Source organism: Streptomyces sp. NBC_00259 (assembly GCF_036181745.1).
GTDB classification, from domain to species: Bacteria; Actinomycetota; Actinomycetes; order Streptomycetales; family Streptomycetaceae; genus Streptomyces; species Streptomyces pratisoli.
Genome location: NZ_CP108080.1, coordinates 7,615,945 through 7,635,622 on the forward strand (window position 1 = coordinate 7,615,945; position 19,678 = coordinate 7,635,622).

17 protein-coding genes are annotated in these 19,678 nt (G+C 73.1%); 1 reads left to right on the plus strand and 16 read right to left on the minus strand.

The genetic code is table 11. The annotated features are described in order from the left end of the window. Window positions 1-2: 2 nt before the first annotated feature. From OG766_RS34105 to OG766_RS34130, 6 genes are all read right to left on the minus strand, one after another. The gene (locus OG766_RS34105) at window positions 3-767 is read right to left on the minus strand and encodes a thioesterase II family protein (protein ID WP_328727113.1); all 765 of its coding nucleotides are present in this window, start codon (window positions 765-767) and stop codon (window positions 3-5) included. Continuing rightward, on the minus strand, window positions 764-1,369 hold the full coding sequence (locus OG766_RS34110) for a 4'-phosphopantetheinyl transferase family protein (RefSeq protein ID WP_266384720.1): 606 nt from the start codon (window positions 1,367-1,369) through the stop codon (window positions 764-766). Before OG766_RS34110 ends, OG766_RS34105 begins: the two co-directional genes overlap by 4 nt. A gap of 47 nt (window positions 1,370-1,416) precedes the next feature. Next, window positions 1,417-3,009, minus strand: coding sequence for an amino acid adenylation domain-containing protein (locus OG766_RS34115; RefSeq protein WP_266384717.1), 1,593 nt, complete (start codon window positions 3,007-3,009; stop codon window positions 1,417-1,419). After that, on the minus strand, window positions 3,006-6,176 hold the full coding sequence (locus tag OG766_RS34120; RefSeq protein WP_328727114.1) for a non-ribosomal peptide synthetase: 3,171 nt from the start codon (window positions 6,174-6,176) through the stop codon (window positions 3,006-3,008). Before OG766_RS34120 ends, OG766_RS34115 begins: the two co-directional genes overlap by 4 nt. A gap of 22 nt (window positions 6,177-6,198) precedes the next feature. After that, window positions 6,199-6,477, minus strand: a complete 279-nt coding sequence (locus OG766_RS34125) for a phosphopantetheine-binding protein (protein ID WP_328727115.1) — start codon at window positions 6,475-6,477, stop codon at window positions 6,199-6,201. A 132-nt stretch (window positions 6,478-6,609) separates the two neighbouring features. After that, a complete protein-coding gene (locus tag OG766_RS34130; protein WP_328727116.1) occupies window positions 6,610-7,527 on the minus strand; it encodes a LysR family transcriptional regulator in 918 nt (305 codons plus the stop codon). 212 nt (window positions 7,528-7,739) lie between these two features. Here OG766_RS34130 and OG766_RS34135 point away from each other — a divergent pair, with 212 nt between their 5' ends. After that, on the plus strand, window positions 7,740-8,015 hold the full coding sequence (locus OG766_RS34135) for a hypothetical protein (RefSeq protein ID WP_328727117.1): 276 nt from the start codon (window positions 7,740-7,742) through the stop codon (window positions 8,013-8,015). Here the strand turns inward: OG766_RS34135 and OG766_RS34140 are convergent. From OG766_RS34140 to OG766_RS34185, 10 genes are all read right to left on the minus strand, one after another. After that, a complete protein-coding gene (locus tag OG766_RS34140) occupies window positions 8,009-11,014 on the minus strand; it encodes an AfsR/SARP family transcriptional regulator (protein ID WP_328727118.1) in 3,006 nt (1,001 codons plus the stop codon). The two genes, OG766_RS34135 and OG766_RS34140, sit on opposite strands and share 7 nt — an antisense overlap. Before the next feature lie 38 nt (window positions 11,015-11,052). Beyond that, entirely contained in the window at window positions 11,053-11,451 is a 399-nt protein-coding gene (locus tag OG766_RS34145) for a nuclear transport factor 2 family protein (RefSeq protein WP_328727119.1), read from the minus strand. Window positions 11,452-11,470: 19 nt separating this feature from the next. After that, window positions 11,471-13,069 carry an AMP-binding protein gene (locus OG766_RS34150; protein ID WP_328727572.1) on the minus strand — a complete coding sequence of 533 codons (1,599 nt, stop codon included), beginning with the start codon at window positions 13,067-13,069 and terminating at the stop codon, window positions 11,471-11,473. Between the two features lie 173 nt (window positions 13,070-13,242). Beyond that, window positions 13,243-13,764 (minus strand): flavin reductase family protein, encoded by a 522-nt coding sequence (locus OG766_RS34155; RefSeq protein WP_266384697.1) that lies wholly within the window; start codon window positions 13,762-13,764, stop codon window positions 13,243-13,245. A gap of 12 nt (window positions 13,765-13,776) precedes the next feature. Beyond that, entirely contained in the window at window positions 13,777-15,348 is a 1,572-nt protein-coding gene (locus OG766_RS34160) for an amino acid adenylation domain-containing protein (RefSeq protein ID WP_266384694.1), read from the minus strand. Continuing rightward, entirely contained in the window at window positions 15,348-16,394 is a 1,047-nt protein-coding gene (locus OG766_RS34165) for a hypothetical protein (RefSeq protein ID WP_266384692.1), read from the minus strand. Before OG766_RS34165 ends, OG766_RS34160 begins: the two co-directional genes overlap by 1 nt. Further along, window positions 16,391-16,993 (minus strand): 4'-phosphopantetheinyl transferase family protein, encoded by a 603-nt coding sequence (locus tag OG766_RS34170; protein ID WP_266384689.1) that lies wholly within the window; start codon window positions 16,991-16,993, stop codon window positions 16,391-16,393. The genes OG766_RS34165 and OG766_RS34170 overlap by 4 nt, the downstream gene beginning before the upstream one ends. Beyond that, window positions 16,990-18,156: an acyl-CoA dehydrogenase family protein gene (locus OG766_RS34175; protein WP_266384686.1), complete on the minus strand. Its 1,167-nt coding sequence runs from the start codon at window positions 18,154-18,156 to the stop codon at window positions 16,990-16,992. The genes OG766_RS34170 and OG766_RS34175 overlap by 4 nt, the downstream gene beginning before the upstream one ends. Beyond that, window positions 18,149-19,354, minus strand: coding sequence for an acyl-CoA dehydrogenase family protein (locus OG766_RS34180; protein ID WP_266384684.1), 1,206 nt, complete (start codon window positions 19,352-19,354; stop codon window positions 18,149-18,151). The genes OG766_RS34175 and OG766_RS34180 overlap by 8 nt, the downstream gene beginning before the upstream one ends. Next, entirely contained in the window at window positions 19,351-19,608 is a 258-nt protein-coding gene (locus OG766_RS34185; protein WP_266384682.1) for a phosphopantetheine-binding protein, read from the minus strand. The genes OG766_RS34180 and OG766_RS34185 overlap by 4 nt, the downstream gene beginning before the upstream one ends. Between the last annotated feature and the right edge of the window lie 70 nt (window positions 19,609-19,678).

Sequence of the window (19,678 nt, forward strand, 5' to 3'; positions counted from 1 at the left end):
GCTCAGCTCCTTCCGGGCGCGGCCAGGAAGCGCTGCGAGAGGTGGGTGAGAAGTTCTTCGGCGCGGTCCTGGAGGTAGAAGTGGCCGCCGGGGAGCGGAAGCAGCTCGGCGGTGCTCGACGAGTGGCGGGCCCATTCGTCGGCCGGGCCGGCGGCGTCCTCGTCGTCGGTGCCGTAGGCCACGATCAGCGGTATGTCGAGGGGTTCCGCGGGAGCCGGGCGGTAGGTCTCGATGAGGGTGTAGTCGGCGCGGAGGGCAGGCAGGACGAGCTGCCGCAGTTCCGGATCGGCGAGCACGGCGCTGTCGGCCGCGCCCATGTCCAGTACGTCGGCGATGATCGCGTCGTCGCCCCGGACGTGGATCGCGTCGCCCGCGAGGAGGCGGTGCGGGGGCGGGGAACCGCTCACGACGAGGCCGGCCGGCCGTACTCCATGGACGTCGGTCAGTAGGCGGACGGTCTCGTAGGCGATGGCAGCGCCCATGCTGTGGCCGAAGAGCCACAGAGGGCGGTCCGCGAGGGGCGCGAGAGCGGCGGCGACCTCCCGTGCCATGTCCGCCATGGTGGTGACGACGGGGTCGGCGAAGCGTTCGTGGCGGCCGGGGTAGCAGACGGCGAGGGCTTCGATGCGGGAGTCCAGGTGCCGATGCCAGTCACGGAAGGTGGACGGGGAGCCGCCGGCGTGGGGCAGGCACACCAGTCGGGCGAGCGGGTCGCGGCCGCGCGGTCCGGCGGCCGCGAGCGGGTGCAGCCAACGCTGGTCGGTCACTGAGGTGTTCCTCTCTCGGTGCTGCTGAAGGCGCAGGTCAGGGGTATCGGTGACGCGTGTCGCAGGCTCACCCAGCGGTAGTCGCCCCAGCGGCCGACCCGCCCGCCAAGAGGCACGTCGAGGCTGAACGCGGGGCCCGCCAGGCCGGTTCCGGCGGCTTTGCCGCACGCTTCCTTCACGGTCCACATCCAGGTGAACTCGCGCGCCCGGTCGGCCGGTGGCAGTGCGGCGAGCTGGTCCCGGCGGGCGGGCACGGACCAGGCGAGCACCTGGGCGGAGACGTCCTGCGGCGGAGTCTGGACGTCGACGCCGACGGCGCGGTCGAAGGCCACGCCGACGGCGCAGGCGTCGGCGACGTGGCTGACGCTGATGCACAGCCGTGGGTGGCCGAGGAGGACCGGCCGGCCGGAGGGCGTGTAGCCGATGTCGGCGCCGGCCGCGGCGGGGAAGCGGTCCCGGAGCAGGGCCCGCAGCAGTCCGCGGGTGCGCAGCCGGTCCGTCCGCCTCCGCGGGGGCAGTTGCCGGGCGGCGCCGCGGTCGGCGACGGTCGTCAACCCGGTGAGCGGGGTGTCCTCGAGGGGGTGGGCCAGGGTCACCCACACACCGGGTCCCACCTCCAGGCGAGGTGGGACCCCGGCGGGCGGCGGTGTCACCGGGTGATGCCTGCCTCGGCCAGCACCCTGGCCCGGTCGACCTTGCCGGTGACACCCAAGGGGAGGTCGGCGTGCAGGCGGATCTCGGACGGGACCATGTAGTCGGGCAGGGTCCGCAGGAGGGAGCCGCGCAGCGCGGAGCGGAAGACGACCGGGTCGTCGCGGTCGGCAGGGTCCAGCGGGACGACGTCCGCGACGAGCCGGTCGCCGCCGTCGGCACGCTGTTCGACACCGACGATGGCGTTGCGGACGCCTTCGACGGCCTGGAGGGCCGCCTCGACCTCCTCCAGTTCGATGCGGAATCCGCGGAGCTTGACCTGCCGGTCGGCGCGGCCGAGGAACACGAGCTCCGTGCCCTGAACGGTGACCAGGTCACCGGTGCGGTAGTAGGTGCCGTCCCGGCCGGGGAGGGAGACGAACCGCTCGCCGGTCAGGTCGGGCCGGCCGAGGTAGCCCTCGGCGACGCAGGGGCCGCCCAGGTAGAGCTCCCCCGATTCGCCATTGCCGGCTTCCTGGCCGGCGGCGTCCAGGACGACGGAGACGTGGCCGGGAAGGCAGTGCCCGATCGGGACCCGATCGCCCTGCCAGCCCTGGCCGATCCAGTAAAGGGTGGCGGTGACGACGGTCTCGGTGGGGCCGTACGTGTTGCAGACGGGGATCGACCCGAGGGGGCCGTTGGCCCAGTGGCGGACCACCGCGGGGTTGGCCGCCTCCCCGCCGAAGATGATCCCGCGCAGCGAACCGAGGCAGTCGATGTCGTCCTGCGACAGCTCCTCGCCGAAGAAGGCCTCGAAGTAGGCCGTGGTGCAGGAGATGTACGTGACCCGGTGGGCGCGGACGCGTTCGAAGAGCTGGCGGCCGGTCCACAGCGCCGCGCCGCGCAGGAGCACCGTCGAGCCGCCTGCCAGAGGAGCCCACATCTCCTCGACGGCCGCGTCGAAGCTGGGTGACGCGAAGGACAGCAGGATGTCCTCGGCGGTCATGCCGTAGCCCTCCAGGGCGCCGAGGAGGTGGACGGCGAGCCCGTGGTGGCCGACGGCGACGCCCTTGGGCCGGCCGGTGGAGCCGGAGGTGTAGATGACGTAGGCGCGGTCGTCGGCCGTGGCGCGGTGCGGGCGGATCCGCTCGACCCGGTCGTCGTCCGTGTCGGTGACGGCGGGAACCGTGACCCGTTCGGTGCGCAGACCGGTGGCGGTGGTGCCTTCCGCGGTGGCGAGGACGACGCGCGCGCCGGTGTCGTCGAGGACGTACCGCAGACGCTCCTCGGGCAGCCGCGGGTCGATCGGCACCCAGGAGGCACCGACGAGCCAGGCGCCCAGGGCGGCGGCCGTGAACGCGGGGTTGCCGGGTCCCACCAGGGCGACGGTGTCCCCGCGGGAGCAGCCGTGCGCCAGGAGCCGTTCGGCGACCTCGTGAGCCGTGTCCCACAACAGGCCGTAGGAGACCTGGTCCTGGCCGCAGAGTACGGCCGTCTTGTCGGGGTGGCGGTGGACGTGGGACTCGATCAGGTCGATGATCGTGCCGCCGGCGGGAGCCGTGGCGAGGGCCGTGGCGGCGGCCTCGGCTGTGGACGGGCGGGGGGCGGTCATGTCGTCGCTCCGCGGTCGTGGGTGAGGTGGGCGGCCAGGGCCCGGATGGTGGGGTTGCGGAAGAACTCGACCACCGGGACGCGCGTTCCGGTGCGCTCCGCGACGGTGTTCAGGAGGCGCAGGACGTCGAAGGAGTTGCCGCCGAGCAGGAAGAACGACTCGTCGGCACTCGTGGGCTCGTTGCCCAGCAGCTGGGTCCAGACGTCCCGGACCAGGGCCTGTGCCGGGTCCGGTGTCCAGCCCTCGGCCGGCTTCTTGACGGTGGCCTCGGCGAACTCGCCGAGGGCGAAGCGGTGCAGCAGCGTCTTGCGGTCGATCTTGCCGTTGTCGGTCAGCGGCATGACGTCCAGAGCCAGAATGTGCCGCGGGACCATGTACGGGGGCAGTGCGGCCCGGAGGGCGTCGCGCAGCGCCCGCGCGTCGACGTCGTCGCCGGGCCCCGGCAGGACGAACAGGCACAAGGCCGCCTGTTCACCGGTGCCGTGCACCGCGCCGGCGGCGGCCCGGACGGACGGCAGCTTCTCGGCAGCGACCTCCAGCTCGCCGAGTTCGATGCGGTGGCCGCGCAGTTTGACCTGGGAATCCCGGCGGCCGAGGAACACCAGGGCGCCGTCCTCCGCGAGGATGGCCAGGTCGCCGGTGCGGTAGACGCGGCCGGTGCCGTCCGGGGCGGGCAGGAAGGCCGCCGTGGTGCGCTCGGGGTCGTGCAGGTAGCCCTCTGCCGGGCAGACGCCGCCGAAGTACAGCTCGCCCACGGCCCCCGGAGGCACCGGACGGCCGTCCGGGTCGAGGAGGTGGGTGTCGACGCCGGGAAGGGTGTGCCCGATCGGCACATGGGAGGGCCGGTCGGGGTCGGGACCGCCGGTCAGCACGTGGGCGGTGACGGCGTGCGTCTCGGTGGGCCCGTAGAGGTTGACCAGGGTGAGGCGCTCGTGATGGTTGAGGAGCCGTTGGGAGCGGCTGTCCAGGTGGAGCTGCTCGCCGGAGACACAGATGTGCCGCACGCTCGCGAGCGAGTGCCCGCCGTCGTGGACGGCGTCGGCGAACGCGCCGAGGACGGCGACCGGCAGATAGACGTGGGTCAGCTGCTCCTGCTCGGTCAGCGCGGCGACCCGGGCGAGGTCGCGCCGGTCGACGGGGCCGAGCCCGTGGACCGTGCCGCCGGCCGCCAGGGTCGGGAAGATCTCCTGGTAGGAGACGTCGAACCCGAGCGGAGCGAACTGGAGGAAGCGGGTCAGGGGACCCATCTGCAGGGCGTCGATCTGCCAGTGCAGCAGATTGACCAGGGCCGGCTGGCCCATCAGCACGCCCTTGGGGCGGCCGGTGGAGCCGGAGGTGAACATGACGTAGACGGGGTCGGTCCCGTCCGCGGCCTCCGGTGCCTCGGCGCCGGCGCCCGTCGTCCGAAGCTCGGCGACGGTCGTCCGCTCCGGCCCGTCGGACACCACCTCCCGGGAGCCGATGACCAGCGAGCACCGCGAGTGGCTGATCATGTAGGCCAGCCGGTCCGCCGGCAGGGTGGTGTCGACGGGGAGGTACGCGGCTCCGCACCAGAGGACCGCCAGCATCGCCACGACGGTGTCCGCGAGGCTCTCGGGGACGACGGCGACGACGTCCCCGCGCCGCACCCCGCGCCGGTGCAGGCCGGCGGCCGCGCGTGCGGTGCGCTCCAGCAGCTGCGCGTACGTGAGGCCGCCGCCGTGCGGATCGGTGACCGCGAGCCGCTCGGGGTGCCGGTGGGCGGCCTCCCGGACCAGCCCGACCAGGCCGCCCGGGCCTTCGGTACGACCCTCGGCCGCACGGCGGAACCCGGGCACCGCGCGGGTGGCCAGGCCGGCGGTCAACCGCGGCAGCGGGGTGCGCGGGTCCGTGCCCGCCCGGAACAGCACCTGCCGGTACTCGGCGAGGAACCGCTCGGCGTAAGCGGCGGGGAAGACGTCCTTGTCGTACTCGACCTCGATCAGCAGGCCGTCCTCGACCGGGGTGGCGCCGAGCCAGAAGTCGAAGCGGGCGGCCTGCTGCGAGACGAACTGCACCGTGCCGTGCAGCCCGCCGGCGAACTCCCACCGGGTGCGGAGCTCGTCCTGCATGGCGAACATGCACTGGAACAGCGGGTTGCGGTTGGTGCTGCGCTCGGGCTCGGCCTGCGCCACCAGGGCGTCGAAGGGCACCGCCTGGAAGCGCTTCGCCTCACGCACCACCTTGGTGACGGCCGCCACGTGCTCGTCGAACGGCACGTCGCGGGCCGGCAGGACGAGCGGCAAGGTGTTCACGAAGTAGCCGGCGAGGTCGTGCGAGGCGATGGTGCGACGGGTGGAGAACGGGCTGCCGACGACGACCTGTTCCTGGCCGGCGTACTCGCCCAGCAGAGCCGCGTAGCAGGCGAGCAGCACGGCGAAGGGGGTGGTGGCCAGCTCGCGTGCGGTGCGCTCGACGAGCGCCCGCTCCTCGGCGCCGAGCAGCAGGTTCAGGTCCGCTCCGGCGAAGTCCGTGTTCAGCGGCCGGGTGGGCAGCGGGTAGAGGGTGGTCGGCGGTACGCGGTCCAGCCCGGCGGCGAGCCGCTTGGCCTCGCCGGCCTCGATGGCGGCGTCGGTCGCCCTCACCTGGGCGGCGAGTTCGGCGGCGAGCAGGCGTTCGCGCTCGACGGGGTCCGAGCCGGCCGCACCGGCCGCACCGGCCGCACCGGGCGCGTCGGTGGCGAGGCGGTAGCCCTCGGACAGTTCCTCGAGCAGGGCGGCCATGGAGACGCCGTCGCTGACGGAGTGGTGGACGTTGCACAGCAGGGCGCTGCGGCCCGGTGCGGTGAGCAGCTTGAAGCGGCACAGCGGTGCCGTCCGCAGGTCGACCGCGAGGCGGGCGAAGGCGGTGCTCTCCTCGTCCAGCAGGTATTGCCATGCGGCGCCGGTGGCCGCGCTGGTGCTCACCTCCAGCGGGACGGTACCGGTCTCGGTGATCCGGGCGCGGGCCTCGCCGCCGTCGAGGGCGAACTCGGTGCGCAGGGTCGGCTGGAGGTCCAGCAGCCGGCGCAGGGCGGCGCGCAGCGCATCCGCGTCCGCCTCGCCGTCGAACGTGATGCGGAAGCTGATGTTGTAGAGGTCCTTGCGCTCCATGGCCTCCTGGATGAACAGCAGGCCGCGTTGGGAGGCGGTGACGGGGATCTTGCTCATGTGCCGCTCCGTTCAGTTCCAGTCAGTTCCAGGACGCGACGAAGGCCACGAGGTCCGCGACCGTGACGACGTCGGCGAGCTGGTACGGGTCGATCTCCTGGGTGGGGTCGACGGCGAGGTCGCCGAGGATGCGGAGCAGCAGGAGGGAGTCGATGCCGAGCGCGGCGAGCTCGGTGTCGGGAGTCAGCGGCTGCTCGCCGAGGCGCCGGGTGATCGCGTCGTGCACTCGGTCGCCGGCGGCCGAGGGGACCGCGTGGCCGGCGGGGTGGAGGAGGTGCTGCGTCGTGGAGGAGCCGGTCATGGTCAAGGGCCTTCCTTGGTGCGGGTGATGGAGGGAGCGGTGGTGCGGCTCCCGGACGGCGGCGTGGGGACCGCCCTGGGCTGTCGGCCGGTCAGGACGGCCGGGTCGTCGGTCGGCAGGCAGGCGCGCAGGTCAGCTCGCGGTGAGCACGGGTTCGTCGTCGAGGTGCTCGGCGGCCACCTCCACGGCGGTGGCCACCAGAGCGTCCAGTGCGCTGTTGGGAGTCCTGGTCCGTCGTCGGACCACCTGGGTCCACGTCTCGAACGGCGGCGCCCAGTCGACGGCGGCCAGGGTCCCTTCGGCGAGCTCCCGTTTCACGGAGACGAGGGGGATGAACGCCATGCCGATGCCCAGGGCGACGCTGCGCTTGGCCGCGTCGATCGAGTCGAGGTCGAACACGCGGGGGCGGTCCGCGCCGTCGCGCAGCCCGAGGGTTTCCTCGAACTGGAGTTGGTAGCCGGCCCGGGTGTCGGCGCGGATGATCGGCGTGGCGCGCAGCACGTCCATGGTGACCGGGCCGCGTGCCGCGTGCCACCCCGGGCTGCTCACCAGCACCATGGGCTCGGGGCACAGGACCTGGGTCTCCAGTCCCTCGTGCTCCTCGGGGGAGCCGACGACGAAGGCGCAGTCCAGGCGGCCCTCTCGGACGGCCGCCACGGCGTCCGGGCCGGCGCCCGCGTGCAGGGCGACCTGGACGTCGGGGTAGCGGCGGTAGAGATACTCGACCATCGGCAGCAGCCGGTAGCTGGTCAGGCTCTCCACCGTGCCGACGTCGACCCGGCCGTGCGGCCGGCCGTCGGCGACGATGGCCTGCCGGGCCCGGCCGGTGAGCGAGATGATCTCGCGAGCGTAGGGGAGGAGCTGACTGCCGGCGGCGGTGGGTCTCACTCCGCTCGGCAGGCGCTCGAGGAGCGTGGTCCCGAGCCCCTGCTCCAGCGACTTGACACGGCTGGTGACCGTGGGCTGCGACAGGTTCAGCCGGGCGGCCGCTCTGGTGAAGCTTCCTATATCGACCACGGCCACGAAGGCGTGGAGTTGAGGAGTGTCCACAGTCCGAATCTCCTCTGCAGAACTGGACTGCTGTGCGGAGCTCCATGCTGTGGCGGTGGCCTATCGGTCCCCTACTGGTCCGGTATCGGCCGGGAGATCACCGGGAGGACCGCGGTGGTGCGGGATCGATAGCCGTTGAGTGGCGGAGGTCCATACCTTCCTGAACAGCCGGCAACCCGGCCCGTTCCGCATCACACACGGGGAGACTCACCATGCGTACCGCCCGCCTCACGACCCTCATCGCCCCTCTCCTGCTCACGGCCACGGCCGCGGTCGCCGCCGTGGAGGGATCCGTCGTCGGTGGTGCCGCCACCATCGGCACCGAGGTACGGGCGTCCGCGACCGACGACACCCCGTGGCCGCGCCTTTCCCTCCGCCCCGCCGCGGTGGCCTCGGACGGGGACACCCCGTGGCCGCGCCTCTCCTCCCGCGCCGTCGCGGTGGCCTCGGACGGAGACACGCCGTGGCCCGCCGGCGGGGGTCAGTGACGTAGCGGGGTCCGGCCCTGCGGCTCGAATCCGATGTCGGCCGACAGGCCCGAGTGGTCCGCCTCCAGCTGCGCCAGCTCGAGGCGGACCTCGGCCGCGCCCACCCGGTCCATCGTCCGTGCGCGGATCGCGACCACCTCGCGCAGCAGCCGCTGCGCTTCGGCGGAGCGCCCGAGCCGGGCGTTGACCGATCCCAGCCGGTGCAGGATCCGCGACTCGCCGGCGATGTCACCGCGTGAGCGCACCTGGTCGAGGACGCCGCGCAGCAACTGTTCGGCCTCCGGATAGCGTTCGCGGCGCTGCATGAGGTCGCTCATCACGAACCTCACCTGCCCCTCCATGCGCGTGTTGCGGGTGCGGCGGCAGATGTCCATCGCCTGGTCGAGCAGTTCCTCGGCGTCGTCGAGGCGGCCCTGGTCGAGGGCGAGCCGGGCCAGGTGGGCGAGGGTGTTGGTCTGTCCCACGTGGTCGCCGACCGCCTGGAAGTCCGCCACCGCCTGCCGGTGCAGCACAAGGGCGGACGGTTCGTCGCCCTGGCGCTGGGACAGCATGGCCAGGTTGCGGCGGACCAGCGCGAGGCCCAGGGTGTCGCCCAGTGCCTCGAACGCCTCCTGGGCCGGCTCCAGGGCGCCGCGCGCGGGGGTCAGCTGGGAACGGGTGAGGTACAGCGAGCTCATCGAGAGCATGACGGCCGCCCGGCCCCGGAGCAGCCCCGCCTCGGAGGCCGCCGCGAGGGCCCTTTCGTGTGTGCGCTGCCAGTCGTCGAAGTAGCAGCGGGACTCGAACATCGTCACCAGGGTGACGGCCAGGTCCCAGCACGCCTCCGCCCGTCCGGTCTCCGCCGCCAGGTCCACGACGTGGCAGAGGTTGGCCCGTTCGGTCTCCAGCCAGGCCAGCGGATCCCGCAGCAGCTGGTCCACCTGTGCCTCGGGCAGGTGCCAGCGTGGTGCGTCGCCGTGCAGGATGGTGAAGTCCCCTCCGTACAGTCGCCGGTGGGCTTCGTCCGCGAGGGCCAGCCAGCCGCCGACGAGCCGGGTCAGGGCGTCCTCGGCCCCGTCGTCGGCCGCGTGCCGCTCCCGTTCCTCGCGGGCGAAGAGGCGGACCAGGGAGTGCAGTCGGTAGTGAGGTTCGCTGGGGAGGGCGGTGCTGTCGACCTCCAGCATCTGCGCGTCCACCAGCGATTCCAGCAGGTCTCCTGCGTGAAACAGGTCCGTGTCCAGCAGCGCCGCCGCCACCCAGGTGGGGAGCGAGCCGCAGTCCTCGAGGCTGAGCAGCCGTAACAGCCGGCGGCCGGTGCCGGTCAGCCCGTCGTAGGTGAGGGCGATGCTGGAGCGGATGGCCAGCTCACCGTGGGACAGTTCGTCCAGCCGGTGTCTCTCGTCGGAGAGCCGGTCGCGCATCCACATCAGCGACCAGTTGGGGCGTGCGGCCAGCCGGGCGGCGACGATGCGCAGGGCCAGCGGAAGCCGCCCGACCATCCGGACCAGGTCCGCGGCCACCTCCGGCTCCGCGGCCACGCGGGCCGGGCCGATGACCGCGGCCAGCATGTCGATCGCCTCCTGCCGGCTGCACACGTCCACGTACAGGAACCGGGCACCGGGCAGTCCGGTGATCCCGGACTGCCCGGTGACGATGACGGAGGACGTGCCGTGGCCGGGCAGCAGGAGGCGGACCTGCTGCGTCGCGGAGGCGTTGTCGAGCACGATCAGCATGCGCTTTCCCGCGAGCAGGCTGCGGTACATCTCGGCCCGCTCGTCGATCGGTCCGGGTATCTGCGCGCCCGGGATGCCCAGGGCGCGCAGGAACCGGCCCAGCGCGTCGAGCGCGGTCGCCGACGAGGGCTCGGTGCCGGCCAGGTCGCAGTAGAGCTGCCCGTCGGGGAAGTCCCGGACCAGCCGGTGCCCCAGGTGAACGGCGATCGTGCTCTTGCCCACGCCGGAGGGCCCGGACAGCACCGCCACGGGCGTGGGCCGCCCGTCCCCGCCGGCCAGCAGCAGCTCCTGGGCCGCCTCGACGATCTGGGTACGGCCGGTGAAGTCCGCGTTGTCGAGAGGAAGTTGGAAGGGCGTGCCGCGACCGGGCCGGGTCGGCGGCAGGGCGGCCTCGGAGGCCGCGGCCGGGGCGCGGACGGGTGCCTCGGCCACGGAGGTGACGTCCTGCTCGGTGCCGGGCAGGCGCAGGTCCGGGTCGCCCGCCAGGATCGCCGACTCCAGCTCCCGCAGCTGGTCTCCCGGCTCGATGCCCAACTGCTCGACGAGGATCGTTCGCCCCTCCCGGAAGACCTCCAGGGCCTCGGCCTGCCGACCCGACCGGTACAGGGCCAGCATCAGTCGGCCGCGCAGCGTCTCCCGCAGCGGGTAGGCGGCCACCAGGGCCGAGAGTTCGGGGACGATCTGTACATGACGGCCGAGGCGCAGCTCCATGTCGGCGTACGTCTCCAGGTTGATCAGCCGGTACTCGTCGAGCTGGGCGGCCATGGACTGGAGCTTGTCGCTGCGGCTCCCGCTGAGCGCGGGGCCGCGCCACAGGTCGGCCGCGCGCCGGGTGAGCGCGGCCGCCTCCTGCAGGCGACCGGCCTGTGCGGCGTCGTGGGCCTCCTTCCGGTACCGGGAGAAGAGCGCCGCGTCGAGCCGGTCGCCCGAGACCTCCAGGACGTATCCGGGTTCCCTGGTGACCAGCCGCGCGCCTTCCCCGATCACGGCGAGACTGGTCCGCAGGGCGGATATGCAGGTCTGTACCTGCGTACGGGCGGTTACCGGGGGCTCTTCGCCCCAGATCGCGTCGATGAGACTTTCCGTACTGACCACCCGGTTGGCCTCGAGGAGAAGGGCTCCGAGCACCACTTGTTGCCGCCCGCGGGGAATGCGACACTCCTCGCCCGACGCTCCCGTTACCTCCAGCGGTCCGAGGACGCGGTAAATGGGTTTGTCGGCCGTCGTCGGCATATCGGTGTGGCTCCGTCTTCTCCCGAGCACCAGGACCAAACGCCAAATTAGCATGTGTGCACTGGTCAGTTGGGTGCCTGCGCCTCCACGGGTCAGGTCTCTTTCCTCGCACCTCCCCGGGCCTCCTCATCAGCGGATACCGGTGCGACGTACGTGCGGCAGGAGGAAATCAGGCCACATTTCGAAAGGTTGAAGATGGCCGCGAAATCCACCGCCGTACAGGGGTCTTCGGGACGCCGGCGAATGCCCGTAACCACCATCTTTTCAGCCGAACCCCAGAGGTCCTCGATCACATAGGTGAAGCGCCGGCACTCTTCCGCTGCCGTCACCGCCGCGCGTCCGAAAGCCGCCGTCCCGTCGGACTCTCGGAGGGTGACGTCCTCGTCGAGGAGCGAGGCGAACGCGTCGTAGTCGCGGGCGTTCAGATAGGCGTAGCTGAGGTACACGTGCTCGACGGACACCCTTTTCGGCCATGGCTCCGACGGGTTCATCCTGCCCCTCCCCGACGGCTCAGCGGGTCCCGGCGAGCTGCGCCGCCAGGACCCGGCGGTCCGCCTTGCCGTTCGGAGAGACCGGCATCGCGTCGAGGACATGGACCTCGTCGGGGACCATGTAGGGCTGGAGCGTCCGCGAGCAGAACGCGATCAGGCGGCCGTCGTCCGGCGAGTCGGCCCTGTCCTGCGCCACGACGCAGGCCGCGAGCCGGGGTTCGTCCGCCGCGCGCTCGACCAGGACCACCACGGCCTCGGCGACCTGGGGGTGCTCCCGGAGCCGTCGTTCGATCTCGCCGAGTTCGACGCGGTTGCCGCGGATCTGCACCTGGGAGTCCACGCGTCCGCAGAAGTACAGCTCGCCGTGCGGTCCCCGGTACGCCAAGTCGCCGGTACGCAGGACCAGTTGGCCCGAGCGAGGCTCGGCCGGGTCGGGCACCCGTGCGGCGGCCGACGCGGTGGGGTCGTCCCAGTAGGCGGTGAACAGGGCAGGGGTCCGCAGGTGGATCTCGCCCAGTGTGCCGGGCTCGTCGACCAGCCGGCCGGACTCGTCGACCAGCAGCATTTCGGCGCCCCGGTGGGCGTAGCCGATGGACAGCTTCTCCAGGTCCGCGGGCAGCGGCCGCGGCACGTCGGTGAAGGAGGCGGCCATCGACTCGGTCGCGCCGTAGCAGTTGATCAGCCGGGCCTGCGGCAGCAGCCTTTGGAGCTCGCGCAGTTCAGGCAGCGGGAAGTCCTCCCCGCAGAACAGCACGCCGCGGATCCCGGTGAGGCCGGCCAGCCGTTCGGGCAGGTGCCGCAGGGTCTGCCGCCAGATCGACGGCACGCCGTTGACCTGGGTGGCGCCGGTGTCGGCGAGGACCCGAAGGAAGCGGCTGGGCCAGCGCAGCAGGTTGCGCGGCACGGGTACCACGGCGGCGCCGCTGCCCAGGGCGAGGCCGATGTCGAGGAGCGAGAAGTCGAACTGGAGGGGCGAGGTGGTCGCGACCCGGTCCTGGGGGCCCACGATGCCCTGCGACAGCATGCCCCGGTAGAACGAGACGACCGCCCGGTGGCTCATCACCACGCCTTTGGGGCGTCCGGTGCTGCCGGAGGTGAAGATCATGTACGCGGTGTCGGTCGGGCAGAGTTCGGTCCGGCGGCGGGTCCGCGCCCGCGGCCGCCGCGCCACGCGCAGACGGCCGGAACCGAACCGGGCCGTCCCCGCCTGCTGCGGAAGGTGCTCCCGCGTTCCGTTCTCGGTCTGGAGGTGCAGGGCGGCCCCGGTGGCCTCCATGACGGTCTGCAGCCGCTCGTCGGGGGTCTCCGGGCTGACCGGTACGAACGGCAGGCCCGCCATCGAGCAGGCGAGGAACAGAGCGATGGCGTGGGCCGAGGTGTGGGATTCGAGGATGACGCGGTCCCCGATGTCGAGGCCGAGGGCGTCGAGGTCGGCGGCGTACGTCCGGGCGAGGTCGCGGAGTTCGCCGTACGTCGTGGTCCGCACGGTGTCATTGGCGACGAACTCGGTGACGGCCGGGCTGTCGGGGGCCGTGTCCGCCGCGGACAGCAGGAAGGAGTGCAGCAGTGCGGGTCGGCCGGCGAGGGGACCTGCGGCGGTCCGGGTGGACGGTGACATGGTCACGGGGTGGGTCTCCTGGGTCTGTGGTGGATGCTCCTATGGACGACAAGCCGCTGGAGCGAGGCCGGTTCCGGGTGAGGCGGCCGGCCGGCGTGCCGGTCGGCGCGCGGTGGATCCCGCGGCCGGCGAACCGGCTGAGGTGGGGCGGTCGGCGCGGCGCATGGTCGCTGTCACAGGGACGGGAACTCCGCGGGCGGGAGCCGGTGTGCCTGGCCGTCCAGCAGGACCATCGGCGTGTCCGGGGTGCAGTCGGCGTACTCGGCGGTTCCGATCAGCAGGGTGTGGTCGAACGCCTCGACGGTGTCGCGGAGCCGGCAGACGACGGTGGCCGCGCAGCCGTCGAGCACCGGGACGCCGTCCGACCAGGAGTGGGCGACCCCGTCGAAGCGCCGGGCCGGGTCGCCGGTGGCGAAGCGCTGGGCGAGGGCCCGCTGCTCCCAGGACAGGGTGTTGACCGCGAAGGCGCCGCGGTCGCGGATCTCGCGGAGCGTCCGGCTCGCGCTGCGCAGCGACACGAGGACGCTCGCCGGGGAGAGCGACAGCGACAGGACGGCGTTGGCCGTGCACCCGGCGGGCCCGGTGTCCGTGGCCGTGGTGATCACCGTCACGAAGGTCGGGAAGCGTCCCATGACGCGCCGGAAGGTTCCCTGGTCCAGCAGGGATGCGGTGGGAAGGGTGGTCTCGATGGTCATGGTGTGTGCCTCTCAGGCCGCTTCCGGTCGGGACAGGGAGGCGACCAGGGCGACCCGGTCGACCTTTCCGTTGGCGTTCAGCGGCAGCGCGGGGGTGAACTCCACGGTGGCCGGCACCATGTAGGCGGGCAGCTTCGCGCGCAGGGCGCCGAGCAGTGCGGCCGGGTCCGCCGGGCCGCCGGTGCACAGGGCGTGCAGCACCGGCTCGCCCTTGCGGCCGGGTACGGCCAGGACGACGGCGTCGGTGACGCCGGGCTGCCGCATCAACAGGTGCTCGATCTCGCCGAGTTCGACCCGGTAGCCGTGGATCTTCAGCTGGTGGTCGAGCCGGCCCAGGTGCACCAGCGTCCCGTCGACCTGCCTGACCCGGTCGCCGGTGCGGTACCAGTGGTCCGCGGTGACCGGCCCGCAGCCGTCGTACACGGTGGCCCGCCGACCGTCGAACGAGCAGAAGCGGCCGGTGTTGTCCTGCGGTGCGAGGTAGCCGGGGAACCGCTGGCTGCCGCGTGCACACAACTCGCCCTCGTCGGCCGGGTGTCCGTCCTCGTCGAGGACCAGATACTCCTGGCCGGGGTACGCGGTGCCGATCGGCACGGTGGCGTTGCCGGTGTCCGGCCAGTCGGCCGGGTCCGCCGGCAGCCGGTACTCGGTCCAGGTGACGGTCATCTCGGTGGGGCCGTAGATGTTCTCCAGCGTGCTGTTCGGGGCGGCGGCCGCCCAGGCCTCGGCGTGTGCCGTCTTGAGGGCTTCGCCGCAGAACAGGCTCCATCGGAGACCGGGCATGGCGCCGGGTTTCAGGGCACGCAGCCGCATCGCGATGGCCGCGACCGAGGGGACGGAGTTCCAGTGGGTGATCTGCCGCTCGTTGACGTAGCGCACCGGAGAGAGCACGTCGTTGCGGGTGGGCACGACGAGGGTGGCGCCCGAGCCCCAGGCGGCGAACATGTCGTACACCGACGGGTCGAAGGTGAGGTCGAAGGTCTGCGACACCCGGGCGCCGGGGCCGAGTCCGTAGCGGGGAATGACGTGGCTCAGGTAGGCGGCGACGTTGTCGTGGGTGACCGGGACGCCCTTGGGACGGCCGGTGGAGCCGGAGGTGAACAGGATGTACGCGAGGTCGCTGCCGGAGACGGCGCGCCCGGGCAGCTCCGGAGCGGTCGCGGCGGACCGGTCGAGAAGGTCCCGGTCGGTGAGCCGGATCACCGGGACGGGCAGCTCGTCCAGACCGGGCAGGCCGGCCTCGGCGACCACCAGATCGAGGCCGGCCTCCCGCGCCACGTCGCTGCTGCGGCCGATGGGGAAGGCCGGGTTGAGCGGCACCACCGTCGCGCCGAGCCGGCTGATCCCCAGATAGCCGGCGTATGCGAGGACGGAGCGCGAGGCGAGCAGTCCCACCCGGGCCGGCGGGCCGCCGTGCCCGGTGAGGACCGCCTCGGCGACGGATGCGGCAAGCGCGTCGAGGGCGGCGTAGGTGAGGTGGTGGCCGTCGACCTCCAGGGCGGTCACACCGTCCCCGTGGCGGTGCGCGGACCGCGCGAACCATTCGCCGAGCCGCGGTCGCGGCGCGTCGTCATGGGCGGACATCAGCGCTGTTCCTCCTTCTGTACGCGTGTCGTGGTCCGGATGAGGTCGTCGAAGGCCTTCGCGACGACTCCGGGGCGCGGGCGGCCCCGCTCGGCCGAGGTGACGGCGAAGCGGAGGGAGCGGGGAAGCTCCCCCCAGCTCGCCGCGGCGGCCTCCGCGGCCGCACGGGACACCGCGCCGGTGCGCGCCAGGAACTCCAGGCGGTGGCGCTGGTGCCGGGAGGCGGCCCACAGGTCGTCGGCGTGGGCTGCGAGCAGGGCCGGGTCCGCGCCGAGCCGCGCGGCGAGGAAGGCGAGCGACTCCGCCTGTGCGTGGAGCCACCGGCCCACCGGCGGGGCGGTGGGCGCCGAGGAGTGCCGTTCCAGCCAGCGGTACTGTTCCGGGCCGGGCAGTTCCACGGCGGTGCCGAGGGCGTGGACGTCCCGCAGCGTGTACTGCGGGGCGAGGGTGCCCAGCGGGGCGAGGAGCGCGCGCAGGGCGGTGTCGTCGACGACGCCGGTGTGCGGGCGCTGCTCGCCTTCGGGGAGGAGGGCCGCGAACCGGTCGGTGACCTGCCAGGCGTCGGCTTGACCGGGCGCGGGTTCCAGCAGGACCCAGTGCGCCGCGGTGGACACCTCGTACGCCGGGGACCAGGGCACGGTACGTGTATTGGCGACGGCGAGGACACGGCCGTTGCGGCGGGCCTCCGCGCGCAGGGCGGCCAGTGCCTCGGGCCAGTGGGCGGTGCCTCCGTAGGCAAGCAGGCCGGAGGCGTCCTCGCCGTCGATGCGGGAGTGGTGGGAGAACGCGAGGCGGCCGCTGGGGTGGTCGGTGCGGACCGAGAGCCGGATGGCCCGGGCGAGCCGGTCGCCCACGTCGGGGAGTTCAGGTTCCAGGTAGGCCACCAGAGCGGCGGTGTAGCAGCTCAGTTCCGGCGTCCGCGCCGGGTCGGCGGGCCCTGCGGCCGCGCCGCGGGCTTCGGGGACGGCGGCCGGGGCGGTGTCCGTGCGGTTCGTGCCGTCGCGCGCGGCGCCGTGTGTCACGTCGTTCATCAGGGCGTTCGTCATGCCGCCTCCCATGCGCAGCTCAGGGGTGTCTCGAAGGTGTCGCGCAGGCTGCGCCACATGAAGCCTTTCCAGGTGCCGGTGGTCTGGCCGGGGCCCACGTCGACGGTCCACGGGCCGCCGGCGAGGCCGCTTCCCTCGGCCTTCACACAGGCCTCCTGAGCGGTCCATATCCAGGCGAACTCCCGCGAACGCTCGCCAGGCGGAAGGGCGTTGACCGCCTCGTGCCCGGCGCGGACGCAGCGGCGGACGACGCCGGGGGCGAGGTGTTCGGTCGGCTGCTGCACGTCGATGCCGACGGCGCGGCCCACGCCGACGCAGGCGGCGAAGTGGCCCTCGTCGTGGGCGATGCTGATGGCGAGGTCGGGCCGGTCGGGCAGGGCGGGCTTACCGTTCGCTCCGGGGACGACCCGCAGGCTCTCGGCCCCGGGCGTGACCTCGGCCAGCAGCCGGCGCAGCAGGGCGCGACCGGCGAGGAACTCCTCGGCCCGCCAGGCGGCCATGCCGGCGGCGGCCGCGAGGTCGTGCGGGTGACCGCCCGGTGGTGCGGTGACGCGTCCCGACACCGCCCACACCTGAGGGACGATCTCGAAGACGTTCATGACGGCAGCTCCGCGAGGAGCGAGTCGGCGGAGCCGGCCACGGCGGTCAGGACGATCTCCGTGGTGCCGCCGCCGATGCCCCACAGCGCCGCCTGGGCCCGGGTCCACTGGGCGCCGCCGGCGGCGAAGCCTTCGGCGCCCTGGAGTTGGGCGCATTCGGCCAGGACGGAGGCGACCGTACGGGCCGCGCTCGCCTTGAGCAGGGCCGCCGCGGCGGTGTCGTGGCGGCCCGCGACGCGCTCGCCCAGGCGGTCCACGAGGGCGGCCAGCTCGTGGGTGCGGAGCAGGACGGCGGCGAACCGCTGCCGGATGCTCTCCAGTTGCCACAGCGTGCCGTCGCCGTACGCACGTCCCTGGAGATACTCCTTGGTCCGGCGCAGCGTGCGTGTGCACAGGGCCACACCCCACAGCGTGCCGGTGAGCCGTTCGACGGCGATGTGCGTCGCGAAGGACGTCATGCCTCGTCCGACCCGTCCGACGAGGTGCTCGCGGGGCAGGCGCACCTCGTCGAGGCGGATGTGTCCGGTGCCGGAGCCGTCGAACAGCGGGGTGTCGGCCGGTTCGACGGTCACGCCGGGTGCGCCGGCGGGCACCAGGACCCAGGTGAAGCTGGTGAAGTGGCGGCCGTCCCGGTGGCGGGCGAGGACGAGCAGGTGGTCGGCGTAGAGGGCGCCCGTGATCCAGCGTTTGGTGCCGGTCACGGTGACGCCGTCGTCGTCGACGGCCACCGTGGTGCCGAGGCCGGCGAGGTCCGCTCCGGATCCCTCGTCGGACGCGGCCAGGGCGACGACGGCGTGGCCGGCGAGGGCGTCCCGCAGGGCGCGACCGGCCGGATCGCCGCCGAGGGTGAGCAGCGGTAGTGCGGTGGATATCTGGACGCACACCGAGAGGGTGGCGCCGATGCCGAAGCGGGCGTCGACGTCGGTCATGAGCCGGCCGAGGGTGTCGGGGAGGACACCGGAGGCCGGGTCGCCGCCGCGGTAGACGGCGGCCAGCCGGCCGGCGTCGCCGAGGGCGGCCCAGATCCGGCGGCCGTCCGCCTCCGGTGGCAGCGCGTCGAGCCCGGTGGCGGTGGCGCCCGCGGCCTTGCCGGGCCCGGCCCCGGGCGGCGCCGATCCGGCCGCACCTGCCGGTGCGAGCCGGAGCACGGCCTGGTCAGACAAGACGCACCTCCGGGTCGAGCAGTGCGAGGCGGCCGTCGGCTTGGTGCAGACGGTCGTTGCTGTAGTTCAGGGGCGCCGAGCGCAGGTCGCGCAGCGCCGCTTCGAGTCCGGTGGCGGAGTCCTTGAGGTAGCCGTCGCGCAGCCCCACGGCGGCGACCAGGTCGTCGACCGCCGCGTGGCACTGCTCCGATGCGGTGATCTTCAGGGCGTTGAGCAGCAGCTGGATGCGGGGCTGGGACAGGTCCGCGGCGGCGCGCACCGCCTGCTCGGTGTGGCGGAGCAGGGCGTTGACGGTGTCGATCTTCTGGCGGGCCGCCGAGAGCCGGCCGAGCAGCAGTTCGGAGCCGAGGTCGAAGCGGCGCCGGCCGGCGGGGCTGCGCAGCATGCGGACGACTCGGGAGAGGGCGCCGGCGGCGGTGCCCAGCCAGGCGGCCGACCACGCGAGGTGGGCCAGGGGCCCGAACACCTCGCTCGCGATGACGGAGAACGAGCCGTGTTCGCCCACCACTTGGTGGGCGGGGACCGTTCCGCTCAGCCGGAGCGCGACACTGTGGCTGGCCCGCATGCCCATCGGGTTCCAGTCCCCGCTCGGTTCGACGGTCAGCTGACCGCGGTCGGCGTACACGAGGGAGACCTCGCTCGGCGAGGCCGCGCCGGGGGCTCGTACGGTGATCAGGAAGCCGTCGGCGTGGGCGCCGCCGGTGACGATCGGTGCGAACCGGTCGATGACCAGGCCGCGGTCGTCGCCGCGTGCCTCGGATTCGGCGGTCAGCAGGTGGCCGCCCTTGCCGGCCTCGGTGGTGACGGAGGCGAGATAGAGCTCGCCGGCGCCGATCCTGGACAGCAGGTCGTCGCGCAGCCGTGGTGCCGCGTGCCGGGTGACGGCGGCGACCTGCTGGCAGTGCATGCCGAGGATCATGGCCACGGACATGTCGGCGCGGCCGAGTTCGGTGCAGACGTCGAGCAGGTCGGTCAGGGTGCCGCCGAGTCCGCCGTGGTCGGCGGGGACGGTCAGGCCGAGCAGACCGGACTCGCGCAGCGCGGCGAGCGCCTCGACGGGGAAGTCGGCGTCGCGGTCGTGGCGGCGGGCGTGCTCGGCGGCTGTTCGTGCGACGTGGCGGGCGCGTTCCAGGGGAGTGCGTCGGGGGGCCGCGCCGCCGCCCGGGTCTTCGGGAGCGATGGCGGGTGCGGTGCTCATGCGGCGTCCACCAGACCCTGGTCGCCGCCGGCCGCCGCGATGGCTTTCCAGAGCGTGCCGGCGGTGGCGAAGGTGGCGTCGTTGAGGTCCTCGTCGGGCAGGGAGACGTCGAAGGTGTCCTCGATGGCGAAGAGCAGCTCGATGGACTGCATCGAGTCCAGGCCGAGCTTGCGCAGGTCGGAGGCTTCGGTGAGTTCCTGGTCGCCGAGGTACTTGAGGAACGGGGCGAGCAGGTCGGTGAAGCGTGCGTCCACGGTGCTACTCCTGTGGTGGGTCGGTGGTCTGACGTCGGCAAGGGGCGGATGCCAGAAGGGTCGGGGCGAC